Here is a 22,505-nt window from a genome sequence, read left to right as displayed (position 1 = left end):
TTTATTCGCACCTTCTCAACGCTCCCCCTTGCGGTAGGGCTTCATCAGCGCCTGCGGATACGCCGCCTTGCGTGCCACCAGCACCAGCGCCAGGATGGACAGCAGGTAGGGCAGCATCAAATACACCTGGTAGGGCAGCCAGGCACCACCCGCCTGCTGCAGCCGCAACTGCAGCGCATCAAAGAAGGCGAACAGCAGCGCACCCAGCAGCGCCTTGCCCGGCCGCCACGAGGCAAACACCACCAGGGCCACGCAGATCCAGCCGCGCCCGTTGACCATGTTGAAGAAGAACGCGTTGAAGGCCGACAGCGTGAGGAACGACCCGGCCACGCCCATGAGCGCCGAGCCGAACACGATGGCCCCCGTGCGCGTGGCCGCCACCGGGATGCCCTGGCCCTCGGCCGCCTGCGGGTTCTCGCCCACCATGCGCACGGCCAGACCCAGCGGCGTGCGCAGCAGCACCCAGGCCAGCAGCGGCACCAGCAGCAGGGCCAGCAGCGTGAGCGGGGTTTGTTCCGAGAGGATGGGGATGCCCAGCCATTCCATGGGCGCAAACGGCTCGATGGTGGGCGGCGTGTTCACCTTGGGGAAGCTCACCCGGTAGCCGTAGTAGCTGAGCGCCGTGGCCAGCAACGTGATGCCGAGGCCCGACACATGCTGCGACAGCGCCAGCCCCACCGTCAGCCACGCATGCAGCAGCCCGAACACCGCCCCGGTCAGCGCCGCCACCAGCACCCCCGTCCACAGCCCGTAGCCCGCGTACACCGCCAGCCAGCCGGCGAAGGCGCCCGCCACCATGATCCCTTCAATGCCCAGGTTGAGCACGCCTGCGCGTTCGCACAGGAGCACGCCCAGCGTGCCCAGGATGAGCGGCGTGGCCACGCGCAGGGTGGCGATCCAGAACGCGGGGTTGGCGAGGATGTCGAGCAGTTCGGTCATGCGGCTGCTCCGGCATGGTTTGCTTTGTTTTTGATAGCTTCTAGCGCATGATGGATGCGCGGTAGAGGCCAATTTGGCAGGATTTTTTGGTAGAACCGGGTGTTCATGGCGCCCTCACTTCCACCGCACGCGGTATTGCGTGAGCAGCCCGGCCACCAGCACCGCAATCAACGAGGTCGCCACGATCACATCGGCGATGTAGGTGGGCACGCCCACCGCGCGGCTCATGCTGTCGGCCCCCACCAGCACCCCCGCCACAAAGGTGCCCGCCGCGATCACGCCCAGCGGGTGCAGCCCCGCGAGCATGGCGATCACGATGCCGCTGTAGCCATAGCCGGGCGACATGTCGAGCGTCACATAGCTGGTGCGGCCCGCCACCTCGATGGCCCCGGCCAGCCCCGCCAGCCCGCCCGAGAGCAGAGCCACCAGCACCACCGTGCGGGTGATGGGCACGCCCGCAAACGCGGCCGCTCGCGCATTGGCGCCTGCGGCGCGGATGTCAAAGCCTGGCACCGTGCGCGCCAGCAGCGCCCACAGCATCACAGCCAGCGACACGGCCCACAGCAGGCCCGTGTGCAGCCGCGTTTGCGGCACCAGCTTGGACAATTCGAGGTCCCCCTGCAGCGCCACACTCTGCGGCCAACCCATCGATAGGGGGTCTTTCATCGGGCCATCGAGCAGGGCGGAGACGAGCAGCAGCATGATGAAGTTGAGCAGCAGCGTGGTCACCACCTCGTCCACGCCCAGCCGCGCCTTCATCAGCGCCGGGCCCAGCAGCAGCGCGGCCCCGGCCAGGGCTGCCGCCAGCATCATCAGCGGGAAGAGCACATAAGGCGACCATTCCAGCCCCGTGCCGCCATGCATGCCGCCCACGGCCACGGCGGCCAGCGCGCCGGCATAGAGCTGACCTTCAGCCCCAATGTTGAACAGCCGGGCGCGGAAGGCCACGGCGGCCGCCAGCCCGGTCAGGATCAGCGGCGTGGCGCGGGTCAACGTCTCGGTCAGCGCAAACACCGAGCCGAACGCGCCTTGCAGCAGCAGGGCGTAGGTGCGGCCCACGGGTGCCCCGGCCCACAGCACCAGCAGGGCGCTGACGATCAATGTGAACACCACGGCGCCGATGGGCGCCAGCAGGTAGGCGGCGGGAGATGTACGGTTGCGTTTTTCGAGGCGCATGGGCGGTTGACAGATTGGATGGGTGTCAGTGGTTGTGCTGGCTGGGGTGGTGTTCGAGAATGCGCGCAGCCCATTGCCCTTTGAATTTTTTCATGAAGCACCTCGCCATTGTTTTTGCCTTCATCGCCTCGGTGTGGGGCGCGGGCTTTGCGTGGGCTGCCACGGGCGATCCGGCGCTCTCGATGCCGCCGCCCACCCAGGAGGAATTGGCGCGGACGGCCGAGATCAACGCATGGTTGGACGAGAAGCGCGCCGCGCAGGAGGCGTCACGGATACGGCACCGATGGGTTACGGCCGGGGTGGCCTTGGGTCTTACCGTGGGCTTCATCGCACTGGTGAGGCGAACCTGGCGCAGCGGCCGGTCTTTGGCGTTCAAGTGCAGCCGTGTGCTGCTTTGGGCGCCATGCTTCTTGTTGGCCAGCGTGTGGTGGTTTCCGCCATCCCTTTGGGTGGCATTCGCGTGGGCGCCTGCACTGGTGTGGGTGTGGTGGAAGAGGGCGCTGTCGTGGTGGGAGCTGGGCGTGGCTTCGGCGCTGTACCTGTCCGCTTTGGTGTTCACGTGGCTGGTCTTCAGAACCTTGGCCGCTATGGGCGCCGGGTAAGGGGCCGGGCGCTGCATGGGCGCCTGCGCGCTCACGCGGTGCCCTCCGCACCTTGTGCCGCCCCTGCCATGGCCAGGCCAATGGCTTCGCGGCTCCAGGCCTCGGCAGGCTGGGCGGGGGTGAGATGCCCGTCGTGCATCACCGCCACGCGGTCGCCCAGGGCCAGTACCTCGTCCAGGTCGTCGGAGATGAGCAGCACGGCTGCACCGCTGTCGCGCGCATTGATGAGCTGCTGCTGCACAAACATCACCGCGCCAATGTCCAGCCCCCAGGTCGGCTGGTGGGCCACGATGAGTTGGGGGGCGGGTGCTGTGTTGCCCGCACCGTTCAGCGGCGGCATCAGCGCGCGGCCCAGGATGAGCTTTTGCATGTTGCCGCCCGACAGCGACCGGGCTGGGGCATCCGGCCCACCGCCACGCACATCAAAGGTCTCAGCCACCCGCTGGGCATGCTGGCGCGCGGCGCGGCGCTGGACCCAGAAGGCGCGCCACCACGGGTGCGCAAACCAGGGGCCGCGCAGGCGTTCGGACACGGCGTTCTCCCACACTGGCAGGTCGCCCACCACGCCCACGGCGTGCCGGTCTTCGGGGATGCGGGCCACGCCCTGGCTGACCAGCCACGCGGGCCGGGCTTGCAGCGGCGCGCCACGCAATGTGACCTGCCCGGCGGTGGCCGCACGCACGCCGCACAGCAGGTCGGCCAGCGCCACCTGGCCATTGCCGCTGACGCCAGCGATGGCGACGATCTCACCGGCGCGCAGGGTGAGGGACACGCCCTGCAACCGGTCGCGGCCGCTGGATGCGGTGCTCGCGTTGCTGAGGGTGCAGACGGGCTCACCCACGTTGTGTGCTGGGCGGCGCTCGGCGGCTTCGATGGCATGGCCCACCATCCACTGCGCGAGTTGCCCCTGGGTGGTGCCCTGCGCAGGCGCCTCGGCCACGAGCTTGCCCTGGCGCAGCACGGCCACGCGGTGCGACACGCGCAGCACCTCGCCCAGTTTGTGGCTGATGAAGATGATGGACAGGCCCTGCGCCACCATCTGCGCCAGGGTGTCGAACAGCGCCTCGCTCTCCTGCGGGGTGAGCACCGCGGTGGGTTCGTCCAGGATCAGAATGCGGGCGCCCCGGTACAGCGCCTTCAAAATTTCGACGCGCTGGCGCTCGCCCACCGAGAGGCTGCCTACGCGCGCATCGGGGCTCACCGGCAGGCCAAACTGCTGCGACACGGCCAGCAGCTTGGCGCGTGCCTCGCTGCGGCGCGAAAAGGGCTGCCACAGCGGCTCGGTGCCCAGCAGCACGTTGTCCAGCACCGTGAGGTTGTCGGCCAGCGTGAAGTGCTGGTGCACCATGCCAATGCCCGCCGCCAGCGCCGCGCGCGGCTGGCCGGGCGGCAGGGGTTGGCCAAAGACTTCGATCTGCCCTGCGTCGGCCACGTAGTGCCCGAACAGAATGGACATCAGCGTGGACTTGCCCGCGCCGTTCTCGCCCAGAAGGGCCAGCACCTCGCCGCGCGCTAGGGTCAGGCTGATGCTGTCATTGGCGACAAGTTTGCCGAAGCGTTTGGTGATGTCTGACAGGCGCAGGACGGGGGCGGAGTCTTGTGTCATCTACTTCCAGGCCGCCAAAAACGCCCGCAGCACCTTGGCCGAATTGGCCGCCGCCAGGCCCATGAAGGTGCCCATTTCGTTCTCGCCTTCGCCCCCGCCGGCCAGGTCGCTCAGCGACCGGAACGCAATGTAGGGCACGCCATTGCTGTGCGCCACCATGGCGGTGGCGGCGGTTTCCATGTCGAGCACGTTGGCCTCAAAGGTCTTGAGCGCGTATTCGCGGAAGGCCTTGTTGTCCACAAAGGCCTGGCCCGACACGCCGTTGCCGCCGACCACGAGTTGGGGGCGCTGTTTCAGGCAGGTGGCGGCCAGGCAGTGTTCCAGGCCCACGTTCTGCAGGCTGCGGGCGGTGGCTAGCATCTTGGGGTCGGCTTCGAACCAGAACTTCTTGCTGAGTTGGGGGTTGGCGGCAGAGCGCACCTCCACCGGGCGCGGGTGCATCATGCCGAAGGCGGGCAGGGTCAGCTCGCTTTTCATCCATGCGGGGGCGCTGTACTGGCCGGGTTTGTCTTCACGCGCCATCAGCCATTCCATGTACTGGCCCCACTGCGCAGGCACCGTCACGTCGCCAATGTGCAGGCCGGGGTTCACGCCGCCGGCAATGCCGCTGAAGACCACGTGGCTCACGTGGAAGCGGTCCAGCACCAGTTGCGTGTTCATGGCCGCGTTGGTCATGCTGATGCCCGAGAGAAACACGACCACGGGCTTGCCTTCGAGCGTGCCGGTGGTGAACTCCACGCCGTTGATGCTGTGCTTGGCGGGTTGCTGCACCTGGGGCAGCAGCACCGTCAGTTCGGGCGCAAAGGCGGAGAGGACGGCGATGCGGGGCGTCTCATCCAGCCGCACGGCCGTTGTGCTGGGGGCCGTGGCGGCGCAGCCAGCGACCACGGCGGCCAGGGCCAGCGCGGCCAACAGGCGCGAACACCGGGAGATCAGCGAGGGCTTTGCGGTGGGGAGTGAAGGCATGGTGGATGTGCCTCTTCAGGGGGCAAACGGGTGGTGGGCAAAAACAAACAGGCCACCGCGTTGCTGGGGTGGCCTGTTCACTGAGAGAAAGCGGGCTGGGCGCCCGCCGCACCCGGTGTTTACTTGGCCGTGGACTTGGGCTGGCTGTCGTCCACCTTCACGGTGAACTTGCCCGCCAGGATGTCGGCCTCCCGGGCCTTGACCTTGGCCAGGATGTCGGCCGGCACCTTTTTCTCGAACGTGCCCAGGGGCGCGAGTTCAGAGCCCTTGTGCTTCATCATCGAATACGGGCCGTAGTCCTCGGGCGTGAATTTGCCTTCTTTGACCAGCTTGAGCGCGCGGTCGATGCTGGGCTCCATGTGCCACAGGGCCGAGGCCACCACGGTGTCGGGGTACTTGTCCTGGGTGTTGATCACGTTGCCGATGGCGAGCTTGCCCTTTTCCTTGGCCGCATCGCTCACGCCAAAACGCTCGGCGTAGAGCACGTCGGCGCCCTTGTCGATCATGGCAAAGGTGGCTTCCTTGGCCTTGGGCGGGTCAAACCAGCTGTTGATGAAGGTGATGGTGAACTCGACCTTGGGGTTGGTCTCTTTGGCGCCGGCCATGAAGGCGTGCATCAGGCGGTTGACCTCGGGGATGGGGAAGCCGCCCACCATGCCGATCTTGTTGGATTTGGTCATGCCGCCCGCGATCATGCCGGACAGGTAGGCGGGCTCCTGGATGTAGTTGTCGAACACGCTGAAGTTGGGTGCTTGCGGCTTGCCCGAGGAGCCCAGCAGGAAGGAGGTCTTGGGGAAGTCCTTGGCCACCTTGCGGGCGGCGGCTTCCACCGCAAAGGCCTCGCCCACGATGAGCTGGTTGCCGCCCGTGGCGTACTCGCGCATCACGCGCTCGTAGTCGGCGTTGCTGACGTTTTCGCTGGCCTTGTATTCGATCTCGCCACGCGCTTCGGCGGCCTTGAGGGCCTTGTGGATGCGGCTGACCCATTGCTGCTCGAAGGGCACCGTGTAGATCGCCGCGACCTTGAGCTTGGCTTGTGCAAAAGCGGCGCTGGGTGCCAGACCGACGAGGGCGGACAGGGCCAGTGAGGTGGACAGCAGATGGCCAGTGAAGACGCGGCGAGAGCTCATGGGGTGGTTCCTTCAGTCGGTTCAGTCAGGCAAAAGGGGGTTTGAGGGCCCGGCAAGCCGGTGCATGCACACAAGCAATTAACGCGCCAAAAGCGAGGGCTGGGCCTGCCGCAGTCTGCCAGAGGATTGGACCAAGTGGTAAAAATTTTGCGTTGGGCGGGTGGTGCGTCGCCACGGGTTGACGGGATGGGGTGGACACAAAAAAGCCGCCCGAGGGCGGCCGCTGCTTACCAGGCGGGGGGCACTTACTTGGTGCCAAAGATCCGGTCGCCCGCGTCGCCCAGGCCCGGCAGGATGTAGCCGTGGTCGTTGAGCTCGCGGTCGATGGCGGCGGTGAAGATCGGCACGTCGGGGTGGGCTTTTTGCAGCGTGGCCACGCCTTCGGGCGCGGCCAGCAGGCACACGAACTTGATGGAGCGGGGGTTGAGCTTTTTCAGCCGGTCCACACACGCGGCGGCCGAGTTGCCGGTGGCGAGCATGGGGTCGACCACGATGATGTCGCGCTCGTCCATCTCGGACGGCATCTTGAAGTAGTACTCCACCGGCTGCAGCGTGGCCGGGTCGCGGTACAGGCCGATGTGGCCCACGCGCGCGCCGGGCACCACGTTGAGCATGCCATCCAGAAACCCGTTGCCCGCGCGCAGGATGGAGACCAGCACCAGCTTCTTGCCATCGATCATTTGGCCGGTCATGGTCTCCAGCGGGGTTTCGATCTGCACGTCCGAGAGCGGCATGTCGCGCGTGACTTCGTAGGCCATCAGCGTGGAGAGTTCGCCCAGCAGGCGGCGAAAGCTGTTGGTGCTCGCGTCCTTCTTGCGCATCAGCGTGAGCTTGTGCTGGACGAGGGGGTGGGTGATGACGGTGACGTTGCTCATAGGGAACCTGAATGAGGGGCCGAGGGGGCCGCGCCGGTGCGCAGCCCTCTTCGGCCTGACTGTAAAAAAGTGGGGGCTAGTCTGCCAGAAACCGGGCCAGGCGCGGCAAATCGACGTTGCCCCCGCTCACGATCACGCCCACGCGCTCCCCCTGCAGCAGCTTGGCGCCGTCGTCTTCGCCCGAGAAAGTCTGCACGCCCGCAAAGGCCAGGGCGCCCGTGGGCTCGACGACGACCTTCATGCGTGCTGCAAAAAAGCGCAGGGCTTCGATGAGCTGCTGGTCGCTCACGGTGACGATGTCTTCGACATGGTCGCGGATGATGGGGTAGGTGAGTTCGCCCAGGCTCGGGGCCTGCGCACCGTCGGCAATGGTGTGCGGGTTGGGGATGCGCACGATGTGGCCCGCGCGCAGCGACTGCTGGGCGTCGTTGGCGGTCTCGGGCTCGACGCCGATCACCTTGCACCGAGGCGCCAGCACCTGCGCGGCCAGCAGGCTGCCCGAAAGCAGGCCACCGCCGCCCAGGCTCACGAAAAGGTAGTCCAGGTCGGGCACCTCCTGCAGCAGCTCCAGGGCGGCCGTGCCCTGGCCCGCAATCACGTGGGGGTGGTCGAACGGGGGGACCAGCGTCATGCCGCGCTCGCGCGCCAGCTGGCGGCTGATGGCTTCGCGGTCTTCGGTGTAGCGGTTGTAGGTGACGACCTGGGCGCCGTATTCGCGCGTGGCGGCCATCTTGGAGGCGGCGGCGTCCTCGGGCATCACGACGAGGGCCGGCATGCCCAGCAGCCGGGCCGACAGCGCAATCGCCTGCGCGTGGTTGCCGGCCGAGAAGGTGAGCACGCCGTGCTCGCGCTGCGCGTCGCTGAACTGGGCCAGGGCGTTGTAGGCGCCCCGGAACTTGAACGCGCCCGTGCGCTGCAGGTTTTCGCACTTGAAGAACAGCTTGGCGCCCAGCCGCTCGTCGATGGTGTTGCAGCGCATCACCGGCGTGTGGTGTGCCACGCCCGCCAGCCGCCGGGCAGCGGCGGCCACGTCGTCATGGGTAGGCAGGCTCACGGGGTGGGGCTGGCTGGGCTCGGTCATGGTGGTGTCCTCGCTGCGGGGCGTGGGCCGCCCCGGGTTACCACATGATAGCCCCTTGGGCCCAGTATTGGCATGCAAATAGCTTCCAGCGCGCTATGGATAAGCGCTGGAAGCTATGAATTTTGTAGTGTTGGGTGCGTTTGAGGGGTCTAACCCTGTTCGCTGAACCGGACCAGCGGCGTGAGCGCCGGGAACTCGCCCGTGCGCTTTTGCTTCATCGCCGTGACCGACTCCATCACATGCCGATTGCTCCAGATGGTGCCCTGCAGCCAGCCCATCTGGCGCAGGCTGTCTTCCACGCTGTGGTCGCGGGCGTAGTTCACGGCCTGCTTGGTGCCCCAGATGGCCACGGGGGGCTTGCTGGCGATCTCTTGCGCGCATTGCAGGGCGGCGGCCACCATGGCCTCGGGTGTGTCGAACACCTCGTTGACCAGGCCGTAGCCCAGGGCCTTTTGTGCGCTCAAGCGGCGGCCGGTGTAGGCCAGTTCCTTGACCACGCCCAGCGGGATGAGCTTGGGCAGGCGCTGCAGCGTGCCCACGTCGGCCACCATGCCGATGTTGATTTCCTGGATGCAGAAGAAGGCGTCGGCCGTGGCGTAGCGCACGCAGGCGGCCGTGACCATGTCCACCGCGCCGCCGATGCAGCCGCCCTGGATGGCCATGATGACCGGGATGCGCAGGCTCTCGATGCGGGTGAAGGTGGCCTGCATGTCGGTGAGCAGGTCAAAGATGGCGGCCCGGCCCTCGGGGCTCTGGTCGTCCATGGTGATGGCGCCGCCAAAGGTTTCGAGCGCCATGCCCGCGCTGAAGTGCTTGCCGGTGCTGCTGACGACCAGGGCGCGCGCCTCGCCGCTCTTGTTCAACGCAGCCAGCACCTCGTCCAGCTCGCGCCAGAACGTGGGGTGCATGGTGTTCATGGCCTCGGGGCGGTTCAGCACCAGGTGGGCCACGTGGTGGGTGATGCTGAGGGAAAAGCAGGTGGGGGTGGTGTTCATGGGCCGTCACTGTAGACCGGCTGCGCCCTGTGGCGTCGTCGCCTGGGCGACTTTGGGGTGCTTGAGGTGTTTTGAGGCTCTAGGGCTTGTCTGTCAAGCGCTACAAGCTATGAAAAGAGGAGTGATTGCCGGGGGCTGGCTCGGGGCGATTTCCCCGGGGGCATGGCTCAATCGCCGCCGCCGCCACCACAGCCCCCGCCGCCATCTCCTCCTCCATCTCCGCCGCTGCTGTCGCCACCCCCGCCATCCGAACTCTCGGCCCCGCCAAAGTCACCCGCACTGCCGCTGTAGCTGCCGTCCGAGAAGCTGGTGCCGCAGTAGCTGTCGCCGCCACTGCCGCCTGCGTCACTCTTGCGGGCGATGTCAGAGCAGTCGGGCACGTAGGTGAAGCCCCCGGCAATGGCGAACTTGGCATCCAGCGCAAACAAAAGGGGCAGGCGGCTGGGGGCCTTGGGGTCGATGGATTCTTCCTTGCACACCCAGTACCAGCAGCGGCGCAGGCCGTCGTTGTGGCGGGCTTTCTTGCCCAGCGCCTCGGCCGGGGTGTGGTGCAAAAAGAAGCCCAGGGCGTTGTGGCACCACAGCTTGTAGGCCTGGGTGTGCAGGATGAACTCGTGCCACAGCGCATCCACGGCCCTCGATGGCATGGCCACAAACTGCTTGTTGCCACGCAGGCAGGCCATGAAGAACTGGCGCAGGCCGCGTTCGACCAGTTCACAGTCGCGGGGGCTCAGGTGGGGGTAGGTTTCGCGCAGCTTGCGCTGCAGAAATCGGGGCAGGGGGGCTTCGCGGATGGTGCGCTCGCGCACGGCGGTGGTCCAGCGGATCAGCAGCGCAGTGATCGCGACCGTGACAAACACATACAGCACCCAGGTCCATTGCGGGCGCCACGCACCGGCAAACACCCCGATGAAAATCAGCACCCAGAGGAGGATGGCCGCCTGGACCACCTTGTTGCCCCAGCGCACCAGGGCGTGTTCGACGCGTTGCATGGTGTCCCTCCTTGTTGTCGTGGTCTGTTTCGGCCATTCCACCGCTGAAATATGACCAAAACATGACAAACACATGGCATTGTCGCCAGGCGGTCACAAGGCCGCCACATCCTGGAGGGCCGGGCTTGGCGACGGGCGGACGCCGTTCGGCCCCGCCACCGCCGCCGCGTTCAGCGCCGCTTGCTGCCGCCCCCGAAGATGCCGCCCAGCACGCCGCGCAGGATCTCCTTGCCCACGCTGGTGCCCACGGTGCGCACGGCCGACTTGGCCATGGTCTGCACCAGGCCGTCCTTGCGTCCGCCGCGCGGGCCGGTGGTGCCAAACAGCAGGTCGTTCAAGAAGCTGCTCTCCTGCGGCTGGGCCCCGCCTGCCGCCGTGCCCACGGGGCTGGCGCCGCCCGCTGTGCGGCTGGCAGGCGTGCCCGCCGGTGCGGGCGGGGCGTTTTCGGCGCGGCCCTTGAGTTTTTCGTAGGCGGATTCGCGGTCCACGGTGGTTTCATACACACCGGCCACCAGTGAGCTGGCCATCAGCGCCTGGCGCTGCAGCGGGGTGATGGGGCCCAGCTGGCTGCCGGGTGGCAGCACAAACACGCGTTCGGTCACGCTGGGGCGGCCCTTGGCGTCCAGAAAACTCACCAGCGCCTCGCCCACGGCCAGCTCGGTGATGGCGGTTTCGATGTCGAGGCCCGGCTTTTGCCGCATGGTGGTGGCCGTGGCCTTCACGGCCTTCTGGTCGCGCGGGGTGAAGGCGCGCAGCGCATGCTGCACGCGGTTGCCCAGCTGGGCGAGCACGCTGTCTGGGATGTCGAGCGGATTTTGGGTAACGAAGTAAACCCCGACGCCCTTGGAGCGCACCAGGCGCACCACCAGCTCGATGCGCTCGATGAGCACTTTGGGCGCCTCGTTGAACAGCAGGTGGGCCTCGTCGAAGAAGAACACCAGTTTGGGCTGCTCGGGGTCGCCGATTTCGGGCAGTTGCTCGAACAGCTCCGACAGCATCCAGAGCAGGAAGGTGGCGTACAGGCGCGGCGAATTCATGAGCTTGTCGGCCGCCAGGATGTTGACCACGCCGTGGCCGTCCACCGTCTGCATGAAGTCCTGGATGTTGAGCATGGGCTCGCCAAAGAACTCGCTGCCGCCCTGCTGCTCGATCTGCAGCAGGCCGCGCTGGATGGCGCCCACGCTGGCGGCACTCACGTTGCCGTATTCGGTGGTGAACTCCTTGGCGTTGTCACCCACGAAGGTGAGCATGGCGCGCAGGTCCTTCAGGTCCAGCAGCAGCATGCCGCTGTCGTCGGCGATCTTGAACACCATGTTCAGCACGCCCAGCTGCGTCTCGTTCAGGTTGAGCATGCGGCCCAGCAGCAGCGGGCCCATGTCGGAGATGGTGGCGCGCACCGGGTGGCCCTGCTCGCCGAACACGTCCCACAGCGTGGTGGGGCAGGCCAGGGGCGTGGGCAGATCCAGGCCCCGCTCCTTGAGCACGGCGGCCAGCTTGTCCCCGATCTTGCCGGGCTGGCTGGCGCCCGTGAGGTCGCCCTTCACGTCGGCCATGAACACCGGCACGCCGATGCGCGAGAAATTTTCGGCCAGCGTCTGCAGCGTCACCGTCTTGCCGGTGCCCGTCGCGCCGGTGATCAGGCCGTGCCGGTTGGCCAGGCCGGGCAGCAGGTGGCATTCAATGGTGTCGTGCTTGGCAATCAGCAGGGGTTCGGCCATTTGGGGTTTCCTCGGGGGTACGGGTCAGGCAAAAAGTAAAATCGCGCTCAGTAGATTAAATCAATACAAAAGGATCTCTCGTGGCAGGACACAGCAAATGGGCGAATATCCAGCACCGCAAAGGGCGCCAGGATGAAAAACGCGGCAAGATCTGGACCCGCATCATTCGCGAAATCACCGTGGCCGCCCGCTCTGGCGGCGGCGACCTGTCTGCCAACCCCCGCCTGCGCCTGGCGGTGGACAAGGCCAAGGCGGCCAACATGCCCGCCGACCGCATCAAATACAACATTGACAAGGCCACGGGCAACGCCGAAGGCCTGACCTACGAAGAAATCCGCTACGAAGGCTATGGCATCGGCGGTGCGGCCATCATGATCGACACCATGACCGACAACCGCGTGCGCACCGTGGCCGAGGTGCGCCATGCGTTCAGCAAACACGGTGGCAACATGGGCACCGAGGGTTCGGTGGTGTTCCAGTTCAAGCACTGTGGCCAGCTGATTTTTGCCCCCGGCACCAGCGAAGACAAGGTGATGGAAATCGCCTTGGAAGCCGGAGCAGAAGACGTGGTGACCGACGAAGACGGCGCGGTAGAGGTGCTCACGGCCCCGGCCGACTTTGAAGCCGTGAAGAATGCGCTGGAGGCCGCAGGCCTGACGGCCGAGGTGGCGGGCGTGACCATGCGGCCCGAAAACACGATCGAGCTGACCGGCGAAGACGCCGCCAAGATGCAGAAGCTGCTGGATGTGCTGGAAGACCTGGACGACACGCAAGAGGTCTACCACAACGCGGCATTGTGAAGCTCCCCCTGAGCGGCTTCGCCGCTTCCCCCTCTCTTGCTGCGCTGCGCTTGCGGGAGGGGGACGCCACCAGCGCACGGAGCGTTAGCGACACGGAAGTGTCTGGGCGGCCCTTGCGCGGTGGCACTGGTCTGGGTCGCGCCAGTTTTGGCGGTTGTGGGTGTCGCACCCAGCGCGATTGGTTGCTGAGATAGTTTTTTTATGAGCCCCTGGGCTTCGGCGTTGTGCCGGGCAGGGGTTCACCAAAGGTTCCTATGAAAGTACTTGTGATTGGTGGCGGCGGCCGTGAACACGCGATGGCGTGGAAACTGAGCCAGTCCCCCAAGGTGACCAAGGTGTATGTGGCGCCCGGCAACGGCGGAACGGCCTTGAACCCCAAGCTCGAAAACGTGGCGATCTCTGACGTGCGCGAGCTGCGCACCTGGGCCCAGGCCGAAAAGATCGCACTGACGGTGGTGGGCCCCGAGGCGCCACTCGCGGCCGGTGTGGTGGACGAGTTCCGTGCCAACGGCCTGCGCATCTTCGGCCCCACCAAGGCTGCGGCCCAGCTCGAAAGCTCCAAGGCGTTTTCCAAGGCTTTCATGCGCCGCCATGGCATTCCCACGGCCGACTACGACACCTTCACCGACCCCGCTGCGGCCCACGCGTTTGTGGATCGCCTGGGCGCACCCATCGTGATCAAGGCCGACGGCCTGGCGGCTGGTAAGGGCGTGGTGGTGGCCATGACCCTGCAAGAGGCCCACGATGCCGTGGACTTCATGCTGGTGGACAACAAATACGGCGTGACGCACAACGAAGGCGGCGCGCGCGTGGTGATCGAGGAGTTCCTCGAAGGCGAAGAAGCCTCCTTCATCGTGCTGTGCGACGGCAAGAACGTGCTGGCGCTGGCCACCAGCCAGGACCACAAGCGCCTCAAAGACGGCGATGAAGGCCCCAACACCGGCGGCATGGGCGCTTATTCGCCTGCCCCCGTGGTCACGGCCGATGTGCACGCCCGCGCGATGCGCGAAATCATCCTGCCCACCATTCGGGGCATGGAAAAAGACGGCATTCCCTACACCGGCTTCCTGTATGCGGGCCTGATGATCGACGCCAAGGGCCATCCCAAGACGCTCGAATTCAACTGCCGCATGGGCGACCCCGAGACGCAACCCATCCTGATGCGCCTGAAAAGCGATTTCAGCGATGTGATGGGCGCTGCGGCCGATGGCAAGCTCGACCAGATGGAGCTGCAGTGGGACCGCCGCACCGCTTTAGGCGTGGTCATGGCCGCCCATGGCTACCCTGAAAACCCGCGCAAGGGCGACTCCATCACCGGTCTGCCCGCCGAGGCGGACGATGCCGTGGTGTTCCACGCGGGCACGCAGCTGAAAGACGGTGTGGTCAGCGTGACCGGTGGCCGCGTGCTGTGCGTGACGGTGCTGGCCGACAGCGTCAAGCAGGCGCAGCAGCGTGCCTATGACGTGGCACGGGGCATCCAGTTTGATGGCGCTCAGTACCGCCGCGATATTGGCTTCCGCGCCCTGAAAAACTGATGGCAGACGCGCAAAACCTGAACACCGCAGACACGGTGGCCCGCGTGCGCGGTTACCTGCAGGGCCTGCAGGCCCGCATCACCGACGCGCTCGAAGCTGTGGAAGGCGAGGGCGGTGCGCGCTTTCTGGCCGACGCCTGGAACAAGCCGCCCGGCGAGCCGCTGCAGGGCGACGGCATCACCAAGATTCTTGAAAACGGTCGCGTGTTCGAACGCGCGGGCTGCGGTTTCAGCCATGTGCGCGGCCCGCAGCTGCCGCCCTCGGCCACGCAGCACCGGCCTGAGCTGGCGGGTGCGCCGTTTGAGGCCATGGGTGTGTCGCTGGTGTTCCACCCGCGCAATCCCTATGTGCCCACGGTGCACATGAATGTGCGCATGATCGCCGCTGGTCACCCCGGCCAGGTGCCGACCTGCTGGTTTGGCGGCGGCATGGACCTCACGCCGTACTACGGCTTCGAAGAGGATGCGGTGCACTTTCACCGCGCCTGCCGCGATGCGCTCAGCGCCTTTGGCGATGACAAGTACCCGCGTTTCAAGCAGTGGTGCGACGAGTATTTCTTCCTCAAGCACCGCAACGAACAGCGCGGTGTGGGCGGCGTGTTCTATGACGACTTCTCGGAGTTGGGCTTCGAGCAAAGCCTGGCGATGACGCAGTCGGTGGGCGATGCGTTCCTGGAGGCCTACCTGCCCATCGTCGAAAAACGCCAGGGCACGCCCTTTGGCGAGCGCGAGCGCGACTTCCAGCTCTACCGCCGGGGCCGTTATGTCGAGTTCAACCTGGTGTGGGACCGGGGCACGCACTTTGGCCTGCAGTCGGGCGGGCGCACCGAGTCCATCCTGCTGTCGATGCCGCCGCTGGTGTCCTGGTCGTACCAGCGCACCGAGGCCGCCGATTCGGCCGAAGCCGAGCTGGCGCAGCGTTTTCTGGTGCAGCGCGACTGGCTGGCCTGCGGCGCTGCAGCAGCGTCCTGATGGGTCAAAAAGCGCAAAAGCTATAATTTCAATAGCTGTCCGCGCTTTTTGCACCAGCGCAAGAGGCCAAAAACACCCCAAGCCGCCGCCGCGCCACGCTGCAGCACCGGCAGGGCAACAGCGCAACACCCAAGGCGCAGCCCTATTGGTTGCACGCCGTGTTGCGCGCTATATTGATTCCATTCCCTCTCTAATCACCGCCTGATGACCACCTCCACCAAATCGGAAACCGCCGCCAAAAGAGACGTTACCAAACTCCAGCGTGCCATCGTCGATGGCCTGGAAGACGTCAAGGCGCAAGACATCCAGGTCTTCAACACCGAGCATCTCTCGCCGCTGTTTGAACGGGTGATCGTGGCATCGGGCACCTCCAACCGCCAGACCAAGGCCCTGGCCGCCAGCGTGCGTGATGCGGTCAAGGAAGCCGGCTTCTCCAAGCCGCGCATCGAGGGCGAAGACAACGGTGAATGGATCATCGTGGACTGCGGTGCGGCCGTGGCGCACATCATGCAGCCCGCCATCCGCCAGTACTACCGCCTGGAAGAGCTGTGGGGCGACACCCCGGTGCGCCTGAAGCTGGGCGCCGCCAAGCCCGTCTCCAGCGCCGCCACCGCGCTGGCCGAGAAGAAGTCGGCCCAGAAGGCCGCCAAGTCGGGTGCGAAGGCCGCCGGCAAGGCCCCCGCCAAAAAGGCAGCGGCCCCCACGGTAGCCGCCCGTTCAGGCAAGGCCACGGTCAAGGCCGTTGCCAAAACTGCGGCCAAGACAGCTGCCAAAACGGTTGCAAAGCCTGCCGCCAAAACCACAGCCAAGGCCACACCGGCCAAGGCAGCAGCCAAGACCAGCACCAGCAAGCCGGCCAGCAAGACCACCGGCACGGTGGCGGCCAAGAAACCCGCAGCCGCCAAGACGCCTGTCAAGACGGTGGTGGTCAAGCCCGTGGGCGCCAAAAAGCCTGCGGCCAAGAAATCGCCTGCGACCAAGGCCCCCGCACGCGCTGCAGCCAAGCCAGCGCCGGCAGCGGCACCCAAGGCGGCAGCCAAGCCTGCTGCCAAGAAGGCACCGGTGCGCAGCAGCACCGGCAAGAAGGCCTGATTCCCAAGGCACTGTGCGGGTTCCGGCTGGGCCGGGCCCGCTGGCCGACTTCTTCATTTCCCCTGAACCGAACAGCGCGTATCCCCCATGAAGCTGCTTATCGTGGCAGTCGGGCAACGGGTGCCTGACTGGGCACAGACGGCTTACGACGACTACGCCAAACGTTTCCCGCCCGAACTCAAGGTCGAACTCAAGGCCGTCAAGACCGAACCGCGCGGCTCCAAGACCCTGGAGACGCTCTACGCCGCCGAGCGCGAGCGCATCGAAGCCGCCATCCCCCGGGGCACCCGCGTGGTGGCGCTGGACGAACGGGGCACCAACCTCACCACCAAGGCCCTGGCCGAGCGCCTCAAGGGCTGGCAGTTGGGGGGCGATGATGTGGCGCTGGTGATTGGTGGCCCGGACGGGCTGGACCCGGCTTTCCGCCAGGCCGCGCACGAACGCATCCGCCTGTCGGACCTGACCCTGCCCCACGCCATGGTGCGCGTGCTGCTCATCGAGCAGTTGTACCGGGCGTGGTCGGTGAATGCCGGCCACCCCTACCACCGCGAATGATGCGGACCTGCGTTACTATCGTTTTAATAGCTGCTTGCGCTTGATGGACAGGCGCTGGAGCTGGTTTTTATTCAGAATCCGCCCATGCCCGACTTCATCTACCTCGCCTCCCAAAGCCCGCGCCGGCGCCAGTTGCTCGAACAGCTGGGCGTGCGCCACGAACTGCTGCTGCCCAACGTGGACGGCGACGAGGCCGAAGACACCGAAGCCATCGAGGTGGTGCTGCCCGGCGAAGCGCCCACGGCCTACGTGGAGCGCGTCACGGCGCTCAAGCTCGATGCCGCCGTGGCCCGGCGCGCCCGCCGGGGTTTGCCGGATGCGCCCATCCTGTGCTCCGACACCACCGTGGCCTTGGGCCGCACCATCTATGGCAAGCCCGACGACGCGCCGCATGCCGTGCGCATGCTGGCCGAGCTGGCGGGGCACGAGCACCGCGTGCTCACCGCCGTGGCGCTGCAGGTGGGCGCCAAGCGCCTGGCGGCGCTGTCGGTGTCGCGCGTGACCTTTGCCGCCATGACGCCCGCGCAGATCGACGCCTACGTGGCCACCGGCGAGCCGCTGGGCAAGGCCGGGGCCTACGGCATCCAAGGCCGGGCGGCGGCGTATGTGGAGCACCTGGCGGGCAGCTATTCGGGCATCATGGGTCTGCCCATGTACGAGACAGCGCAACTGTTGCGCGCAGCGGGCTTTCAGATATGACGCCCCCCTGAGTCGCCTGCGGCGCCTTCCCCCCATGGGGACGCCGCCAGGGGCCTGGCAAAGCCAGTTCCCCGGCGGCACGGGCCTGGCGCAGCGGTGTTTCCACGGGCAGCGAGAACGTTACCGATTCGAGAAAAGAAGAAGCCATGCAACAAGACATCCTGATCAACTGGTCGCCGCAGGAGACGCGCGTGGCCGTGGTGGAGCACGGCGCCGTGCAGGAGCTGCACATCGAGCGCACGCTGGAGCGGGGCCTGGTGGGCAATGTCTACCTGGGCAAGGTCTCGCGCGTGCTGCCCGGCATGCAGTCGGCCTTCATCGACATCGGGCTGGAGCGCGCGGCCTTTTTGCACGTGGCCGACGTGTGGCAGCGCCAGCCCGACGGCGAGCCGCCCGCCTTTGCGCGCAAGACCGAACCCCAGGTGCCCATCGAAAAGCAGGTGTTCGAAGGCCAGGCGCTCATGGTGCAGGTCATCAAGGACCCGATCGGCACCAAGGGCGCGCGCCTGTCCACGCAGATCAGCATTGCGGGCCGCTTGCTGGTGTTTCTGCCGCAGGATGACCATGTGGGCGTGTCGCAGAAGATTCCCGGTGCCGAGCGCGACGCGCTGCGCGCGCGCCTGCAGGCGCTGGTGGGCGACAAGGCCTCGGGCGGCGGTGGCGGCTTCATCCTGCGCACCAACGGCGAGGATTCGACCGATGCCGAGCTGGCCGAGGACATCGCCTACCTGCGCAAGACCTGGGCGCGCATCAAGGAGGCCTCGCTCAAGCTGCCCGCCATGTCGCTCTTGCACCAGGACCTCGATTTGCTGCAGCGTGTGCTGCGCGACCTGGTGGGCGACCACACGCAGACCATCCGGCTTGATTCGATGGAGCAGTTCCAGCGCCTGCGCGCGTTCGGGCAGGAGTTCATGCCCGCCGCGGCGGGCAAGCTGCAGCACTACAAGGGCGAGCGGCCCATCTTCGATCTGTACTCCATCGACGAAGAGGTGGCCAAGGCCCTGGGGCGCCGGGTGGAGCTGAAATCGGGCGGCTACCTCATCGTGGACCAGACCGAGGCGCTGACCACCATCGACGTGAACACCGGCGGTTACGTGGGGGCGCGCAATTTCGACGACACCATCTTCAAGACCAACCTGGAGGCCGCACAGGCCATTGCGCGCCAGCTGCGCCTGCGCAACCTGGGCGGCATCATCATCGTGGACTTCATCGACATGGTGCGCGATGACCACCAGCAGGCCGTGCTGTCGGAGTTCAAGAAACAGCTCGCGCGCGACCGGGTCAAGACCATGTCGTCGAGCGGCTTCTCGCAACTGGGCCTGGTGGAGATGACGCGCAAGCGCACCCGAGAATCCCTTGCCCACATGCTGTGTGAGCCCTGCGAAGCCTGCCAGGGCAAGGGCAGCGTGAAAACCGCGCGCAGCGTGTGCTACGACATCCTGCGCGAGATCCTGCGCGAAGCCCGCCAGTTCAACCCCCGCGAGTTCCGCGTGGTGGCCTCGGCGCGGGTGGTGGAGCTGTTCCTGGACGAGGAGAGCCAGCACCTAGCGGGTCTTTCGGACTTCATCAAGAAACCCATCTCGCTGCAGGCCGAAAGCGCGATGGGGCAGGAGCAGTACGACATCGTGCTGCTGTAGGTCTCTGAGCCGCACCAGCCCTCAGGGGGCTGGGATCTGCATTCACAAATATCAATCCGCCCCGCGCGGCAGCGCATAGAGGCATTGTCCCCGGCCGGAGCACCCATGTGTCCTGGCTTCTCTCCACGCTGCGTGGGGCGCAATCGGCCGTTCAGAGCGTCTTGGTGAGCGTGACGATCACGCGCGACTTGTTGACGGGACCGAAGTAGTCCTTCTTGTTGGCGCCCACCACGGCAGCGCCCAGCGACACGCCCGAGCCGAAGTCGTAGGCACCGCCCACGCTGTAGTCCATGAAGTTGGGGGCCGTGATGTCGCCACCAAAGCGGGTGAAGCCCACCGAGGCCTTCAGCGTGATCTTGGGGGCCACTTCCTGGGCGAATGCCAGGTTCAGGTAGCCGGTGTTGCGGCCCTTGCCGGAGCCGGCGTAGTCGAAGTAGTCCTTGGACAGGGTGTGCGAGTACTTGGCCGTCACGGGGCCGAAGGTGGCTGCGCCATAGACCTCGGTGGTGTTGCCTTTGCTGTTGCCGGGGTAGATGTAGGTCAGGGCGCCCACGTCCAGGTCCACGTCGCCGGCCTTGAACTTGTAGCCGCCGTAGACATCGGATTCGATGGAGTTGCCCGACAGCCAGTTCACGCTGGAGTTCCAGTTGCCGACGTAGAAGCCGGTTTCGCCGAAGGCGTAGTCAAAACCGCCTTGCAGCGCAGGCTTGACGGCTTTGACCTTGGAGGCGTCCTGGTCCTGGCCCCGGAACTTGTAGTTCGTGGTCAAGCTGACATTGCCGGTGAGCTGGGCACTGGCCAGCAGGGGCAGTGTGGCGAGCAGGGCGGCGGCGAATACTTTGGAAGACGAGCAATGCATGGCAGCAGGTTTTGAGAAAAAGACAAGGGCTCAAGCGTAGAAAAGCCCGCGTATAAAGTTCGCAAAAATTGCGCCCCCTTGCGTCAATGTTGCGCAAGTCTGTAGCTGCCACGCGCGGTGGCTTGTGAAGCGCACCCCCCAACTCCACCCTGGCCGGGCCCGCGTTTTTACGCCGTTTTTACGGCGCCCCCCACAGTCTGTGCACACTTTTTACGGCCACCTTCTCAGAATCAAACACCTGTACTGATGCAGGAGTTGTCGATGGACGTGATATGGATGGCCGCCCTGGCGGCGTTGTGGGTGGTCATGGCCGAGGCCGTGGTTTTGCTGGGCAAATATGGCCCGGCCAAGGGTGGGCGCTCATGATCGGCATGGAAATGCTTTATGGCTTTGGCGCGATCGTGGCCCTCGTTGTGCTGGCCTATCTGGTGTTTGCGCTGATCTGCGCGGAGGAGTTCTGACATGAATGCCTCTGCCTGGAGCCTGCTCGGGCTCTTCTTGATCGTACTGGGCGTGCTGGCGTGGCCGCTTGGCAAATGGCTGGCTGCAGTCTGCGATGGCCGCTTGCCTGGGTGGATGCATGCCGCCGAAAAACCTTTGTACAAACTGGCCGGGGTGGCGCCCGACCAGACGATGCAATGGCGCAGCTATGCGCTGGCGCTGCTGGCGTTCAATGCCATCGGCGCTTTTGCGGTGTATGGCCTGCAGCGTTTGCAGCACCTGCTGCCGCTCAATCCGCAGGGCATGGCGGCCGTGTCTGGCGATTCTTCGTTCAACACCGCCATCAGCTTTGTCGCCAACACCAATTGGCAGGGCTATGCGGGCGAGGCCACGATGAGCTACCTCACGCAGATGCTGGGTTTGTCCGTGCAGAACTTCTTCTCGGCCGCCACCGGCATTGCTGTGGCGTTTGCGCTGGCCCGTGGCTTTGCTGCACGTCGCGCCGATGGCCAAGGTTTTGTGGGCAACTTCTGGGCCGATGTGACGCGCATCACGGCATGGGTGCTGGTGCCCATCGCCTTTGTGATTGCCATCGTGCTGGCCGGGCAGGGGGTGATCCAGAACTTTGACGCCTACAAGGATGTGGCGACGCTGGAGTCAACGGCGTATGAAGTGCCCAGGCTTGACCCATTGGGCCAGCCGGTGATGGGCAGCGATGGCGCTCCGGTGATGGAAGCCAAAACCAGCAGCACCCAGACGCTCGCCATGGGCCCGGTGGCATCGCAAGAGGCCATCAAGATGCTGGGCACGAACGGTGGGGGCTTTTTCAACGCCAACTCCGCCCACCCCTATGAGAACCCGACGGCGTTGTCCAACTTGGTGCAGATGCTGGCGATCTTCCTGATCCCTGCCGCGCTGTGCTTCGCCTTTGGCCGGGTTGTGGGGGATCAGCGCCAGGGCTTCGCCATCCTGGCCGCCATGGCGGTGATGTTCGTCGTGGCGGTGGTGGCCGTGGTGGCTGCCGAGCAGGCAGGCAATCCACAATGGGCCGGGCTGGGTGTGGACCAGGCTGCGGGCGCCCTGCAGGCTGGGGGCAACATGGAAGGCAAGGAGGTGCGTTTTGGCATCAGCGCGTCGGCGCTGTTTGCTGCCGTGACCACCGCGGCCTCCTGCGGTGCGGTGAACGCCATGCACGACTCCTTCACGCCCTTGGGCGGCATGGTGCCGCTGGTGCTGATGCAGCTGGGCGAAGTGGTGTTTGGCGGCGTGGGCACGGGCCTGTACGGCATGCTGGTGTTTGCCATCCTCGCCGTCTTCATGGCGGGCCTCATGATCGGCCGCACGCCGGAGTACCTGGGCAAAAAGATCGAGGTGCGCGAGATGAAGCTCACCTCGGCGGCCATCCTGGTCACGCCCCTCCTGGTGCTGGTGGGCACGGCCATTGCCGTGGCCACGGAAGCGGGCAGGGCGGGCATCGCCAACCCGGGCGCGCATGGGTTCACGGAGATCCTCTATGCGCTGACCTCTGCCGCCAACAACAACGGCAGCGCCTTTGCAGGCCTGTCGGCCAACACGCCCTTCTACAACGTGCTGCTGGGCTTGGCGATGTGGCTGGGCCGTTTTGGCGTGATCGTGCCGGTGCTGGCCATTGCGGGTTCGCTGGCCGCCAAGAAGCGCCTGCCGGTCACGGCGGGCACCTTGCCCACACACGGGCCGCTGTTTGTAGCGCTGCTCATCGGGACCGTGCTTCTGGTGGGGCTTCTCAACTATGTGCCCTCCCTGGCCCTGGGGCCGGTGGTGGAGCACCTGGTGCTCCGGGCTCAGTGAGGTTTGGCA

The 22,505-nt window shown here is 66.1% G+C and carries 21 protein-coding genes; 10 read left to right on the top strand and 11 right to left on the bottom strand.

Translation table 11 applies throughout. From position 1 onward, the window contains the following. Positions 1–15: 15 nt before the first annotated feature. Positions 16–939 carry an ABC transporter permease gene (locus DBV10_RS12430; RefSeq protein WP_124513958.1) on the bottom strand — a complete coding sequence of 308 codons (924 nt, stop codon included), beginning with the start codon at positions 937–939 and terminating at the stop codon, positions 16–18. A 114-nt stretch (positions 940–1,053) separates the two neighbouring features. Then, complete coding sequence (locus DBV10_RS12425; protein ID WP_124513957.1) at positions 1,054–2,115, bottom strand: ABC transporter permease; 1,062 nt, start codon at positions 2,113–2,115, stop codon at positions 1,054–1,056. A 92-nt stretch (positions 2,116–2,207) separates the two neighbouring features. Here DBV10_RS12425 and DBV10_RS12420 point away from each other — a divergent pair, with 92 nt between their 5' ends. Then, the gene (locus DBV10_RS12420) at positions 2,208–2,717 is read left to right on the top strand and encodes a hypothetical protein (protein WP_124513956.1); all 510 of its coding nucleotides are present in this window, start codon (positions 2,208–2,210) and stop codon (positions 2,715–2,717) included. 31 nt (positions 2,718–2,748) lie between these two features. Here the strand turns inward: DBV10_RS12420 and DBV10_RS12415 are convergent, their stop codons facing one another. The 8 genes from DBV10_RS12415 to DBV10_RS12380 all read right to left on the bottom strand — a co-directional run bounded on the left by DBV10_RS12415 (position 2,749) and on the right by DBV10_RS12380 (position 12,080). Then, positions 2,749–4,323, bottom strand: coding sequence for an ABC transporter ATP-binding protein (locus DBV10_RS12415; protein WP_124513955.1), 1,575 nt, complete (start codon positions 4,321–4,323; stop codon positions 2,749–2,751). Next, positions 4,324–5,289: a 5'-methylthioadenosine/S-adenosylhomocysteine nucleosidase gene (locus DBV10_RS12410; protein ID WP_124513954.1), complete on the bottom strand. Its 966-nt coding sequence runs from the start codon at positions 5,287–5,289 to the stop codon at positions 4,324–4,326. A gap of 119 nt (positions 5,290–5,408) precedes the next feature. Beyond that, a complete protein-coding gene (locus tag DBV10_RS12405) occupies positions 5,409–6,419 on the bottom strand; it encodes a BMP family protein (RefSeq protein WP_124513953.1) in 1,011 nt (336 codons plus the stop codon). 245 nt (positions 6,420–6,664) lie between these two features. Further along, entirely contained in the window at positions 6,665–7,294 is a 630-nt protein-coding gene (gene upp, locus DBV10_RS12400) for a uracil phosphoribosyltransferase (protein WP_124513952.1), read from the bottom strand. Positions 7,295–7,370: 76 nt separating this feature from the next. Then, positions 7,371–8,375, bottom strand: a complete 1,005-nt coding sequence (locus DBV10_RS12395; RefSeq protein WP_124513951.1) for a threo-3-hydroxy-L-aspartate ammonia-lyase — start codon at positions 8,373–8,375, stop codon at positions 7,371–7,373. A 149-nt stretch (positions 8,376–8,524) separates the two neighbouring features. After that, complete coding sequence (locus tag DBV10_RS12390; protein ID WP_124513950.1) at positions 8,525–9,370, bottom strand: enoyl-CoA hydratase-related protein; 846 nt, start codon at positions 9,368–9,370, stop codon at positions 8,525–8,527. 167 nt (positions 9,371–9,537) lie between these two features. Further along, on the bottom strand, positions 9,538–10,362 hold the full coding sequence (locus DBV10_RS12385) for a hypothetical protein (protein WP_199740094.1): 825 nt from the start codon (positions 10,360–10,362) through the stop codon (positions 9,538–9,540). Between the two features lie 170 nt (positions 10,363–10,532). Further along, positions 10,533–12,080: a helicase HerA-like C-terminal domain-containing protein gene (locus tag DBV10_RS12380; protein ID WP_124513949.1), complete on the bottom strand. Its 1,548-nt coding sequence runs from the start codon at positions 12,078–12,080 to the stop codon at positions 10,533–10,535. Between the two features lie 80 nt (positions 12,081–12,160). Here DBV10_RS12380 and DBV10_RS12375 point away from each other — a divergent pair, with 80 nt between their 5' ends. The 7 genes from DBV10_RS12375 (at position 12,161) to rng (ending at position 19,369) form a co-directional block, all read left to right on the top strand. Beyond that, positions 12,161–12,880, top strand: coding sequence for a YebC/PmpR family DNA-binding transcriptional regulator (locus DBV10_RS12375; RefSeq protein ID WP_124513948.1), 720 nt, complete (start codon positions 12,161–12,163; stop codon positions 12,878–12,880). A 254-nt stretch (positions 12,881–13,134) separates the two neighbouring features. Further along, complete coding sequence (gene purD, locus DBV10_RS12370; protein ID WP_124513947.1) at positions 13,135–14,415, top strand: phosphoribosylamine--glycine ligase; 1,281 nt, start codon at positions 13,135–13,137, stop codon at positions 14,413–14,415. Next, a complete protein-coding gene (gene hemF, locus DBV10_RS12365) occupies positions 14,415–15,386 on the top strand; it encodes an oxygen-dependent coproporphyrinogen oxidase (protein WP_124513946.1) in 972 nt (323 codons plus the stop codon). Before purD ends, hemF begins: the two co-directional genes overlap by 1 nt. Positions 15,387–15,590: 204 nt before the next feature. Next, on the top strand, positions 15,591–16,478 hold the full coding sequence (gene rsfS / locus DBV10_RS12360; RefSeq protein WP_124513945.1) for a ribosome silencing factor: 888 nt from the start codon (positions 15,591–15,593) through the stop codon (positions 16,476–16,478). Between the two features lie 87 nt (positions 16,479–16,565). Beyond that, positions 16,566–17,033 carry a 23S rRNA (pseudouridine(1915)-N(3))-methyltransferase RlmH gene (gene rlmH, locus DBV10_RS12355; RefSeq protein ID WP_007858784.1) on the top strand — a complete coding sequence of 156 codons (468 nt, stop codon included), beginning with the start codon at positions 16,566–16,568 and terminating at the stop codon, positions 17,031–17,033. An 84-nt stretch (positions 17,034–17,117) separates the two neighbouring features. Continuing rightward, entirely contained in the window at positions 17,118–17,732 is a 615-nt protein-coding gene (locus DBV10_RS12350) for a nucleoside triphosphate pyrophosphatase (RefSeq protein ID WP_124513944.1), read from the top strand. 146 nt (positions 17,733–17,878) lie between these two features. After that, the gene (rng, locus tag DBV10_RS12345) at positions 17,879–19,369 is read left to right on the top strand and encodes a ribonuclease G (RefSeq protein ID WP_124513943.1); all 1,491 of its coding nucleotides are present in this window, start codon (positions 17,879–17,881) and stop codon (positions 19,367–19,369) included. A gap of 151 nt (positions 19,370–19,520) precedes the next feature. Here rng and DBV10_RS12340 read toward each other — a convergent pair whose 3' ends face one another. Beyond that, a complete protein-coding gene (locus tag DBV10_RS12340; RefSeq protein WP_124513942.1) occupies positions 19,521–20,228 on the bottom strand; it encodes a TorF family putative porin in 708 nt (235 codons plus the stop codon). Positions 20,229–20,590: 362 nt separating this feature from the next. On the opposite strand from DBV10_RS12340, the gene DBV10_RS12335 reads away from it, so the two are divergent. Both DBV10_RS12335 and kdpA read left to right on the top strand, forming a co-directional pair. Continuing rightward, positions 20,591–20,689 (top strand): potassium-transporting ATPase subunit F, encoded by a 99-nt coding sequence (locus DBV10_RS12335; RefSeq protein ID WP_124513941.1) that lies wholly within the window; start codon positions 20,591–20,593, stop codon positions 20,687–20,689. Between the two features lies 1 nt (position 20,690). Then, positions 20,691–22,496, top strand: a complete 1,806-nt coding sequence (kdpA, locus tag DBV10_RS12330; RefSeq protein WP_124513940.1) for a potassium-transporting ATPase subunit KdpA — start codon at positions 20,691–20,693, stop codon at positions 22,494–22,496. Positions 22,497–22,505 lie beyond the last annotated feature (9 nt).

It is taken from the genome of Acidovorax sp. FJL06 (assembly GCF_003852545.1).
Classification (GTDB): domain Bacteria; phylum Pseudomonadota; class Gammaproteobacteria; order Burkholderiales; family Burkholderiaceae_C; genus Acidovorax.
This window is presented reverse-complemented; position numbering and strand designations above follow the sequence as displayed.

Excerpts from the sequence above, each read along its gene's own strand:
- DBV10_RS12415 (WP_124513955.1), bottom strand. The coding sequence starts at position 4,323 with ATGACACAAGACTCCGCCCCCGTCCTGCGCCTGTCAGACATCACCAAA.
- DBV10_RS12405 (WP_124513953.1), bottom strand. The coding sequence starts at position 6,419 with ATGAGCTCTCGCCGCGTCTTCACTGGCCATCTGCTGTCCACCTCACTG.
- DBV10_RS12335 (WP_124513941.1), top strand. The coding sequence starts at position 20,591 with ATGATCGGCATGGAAATGCTTTATGGCTTTGGCGCGATCGTGGCCCTC.
- DBV10_RS12410 (WP_124513954.1), bottom strand. The coding sequence starts at position 5,289 with ATGCCTTCACTCCCCACCGCAAAGCCCTCGCTGATCTCCCGGTGTTCG.
- rng (WP_124513943.1), top strand. The coding sequence starts at position 17,879 with ATGCAACAAGACATCCTGATCAACTGGTCGCCGCAGGAGACGCGCGTG.
- upp (WP_124513952.1), bottom strand. The coding sequence starts at position 7,294 with ATGAGCAACGTCACCGTCATCACCCACCCCCTCGTCCAGCACAAGCTC.
- purD (WP_124513947.1), top strand. The coding sequence starts at position 13,135 with ATGAAAGTACTTGTGATTGGTGGCGGCGGCCGTGAACACGCGATGGCG.
- DBV10_RS12385 (WP_199740094.1), bottom strand. The coding sequence starts at position 10,362 with ATGCAACGCGTCGAACACGCCCTGGTGCGCTGGGGCAACAAGGTGGTC.
- rlmH (WP_007858784.1), top strand. The coding sequence starts at position 16,566 with ATGAAGCTGCTTATCGTGGCAGTCGGGCAACGGGTGCCTGACTGGGCA.
- DBV10_RS12350 (WP_124513944.1), top strand. The coding sequence starts at position 17,118 with ATGCCCGACTTCATCTACCTCGCCTCCCAAAGCCCGCGCCGGCGCCAG.
- DBV10_RS12390 (WP_124513950.1), bottom strand. The coding sequence starts at position 9,370 with ATGAACACCACCCCCACCTGCTTTTCCCTCAGCATCACCCACCACGTG.
- DBV10_RS12420 (WP_124513956.1), top strand. The coding sequence starts at position 2,208 with ATGAAGCACCTCGCCATTGTTTTTGCCTTCATCGCCTCGGTGTGGGGC.
- DBV10_RS12425 (WP_124513957.1), bottom strand. The coding sequence starts at position 2,115 with ATGCGCCTCGAAAAACGCAACCGTACATCTCCCGCCGCCTACCTGCTG.
- rsfS (WP_124513945.1), top strand. The coding sequence starts at position 15,591 with ATGACCACCTCCACCAAATCGGAAACCGCCGCCAAAAGAGACGTTACC.
- DBV10_RS12395 (WP_124513951.1), bottom strand. The coding sequence starts at position 8,375 with ATGACCGAGCCCAGCCAGCCCCACCCCGTGAGCCTGCCTACCCATGAC.
- DBV10_RS12430 (WP_124513958.1), bottom strand. The coding sequence starts at position 939 with ATGACCGAACTGCTCGACATCCTCGCCAACCCCGCGTTCTGGATCGCC.
- DBV10_RS12340 (WP_124513942.1), bottom strand. The coding sequence starts at position 20,228 with ATGCATTGCTCGTCTTCCAAAGTATTCGCCGCCGCCCTGCTCGCCACA.
- hemF (WP_124513946.1), top strand. The coding sequence starts at position 14,415 with ATGGCAGACGCGCAAAACCTGAACACCGCAGACACGGTGGCCCGCGTG.
- kdpA (WP_124513940.1), top strand. The coding sequence starts at position 20,691 with ATGAATGCCTCTGCCTGGAGCCTGCTCGGGCTCTTCTTGATCGTACTG.
- DBV10_RS12380 (WP_124513949.1), bottom strand. The coding sequence starts at position 12,080 with ATGGCCGAACCCCTGCTGATTGCCAAGCACGACACCATTGAATGCCAC.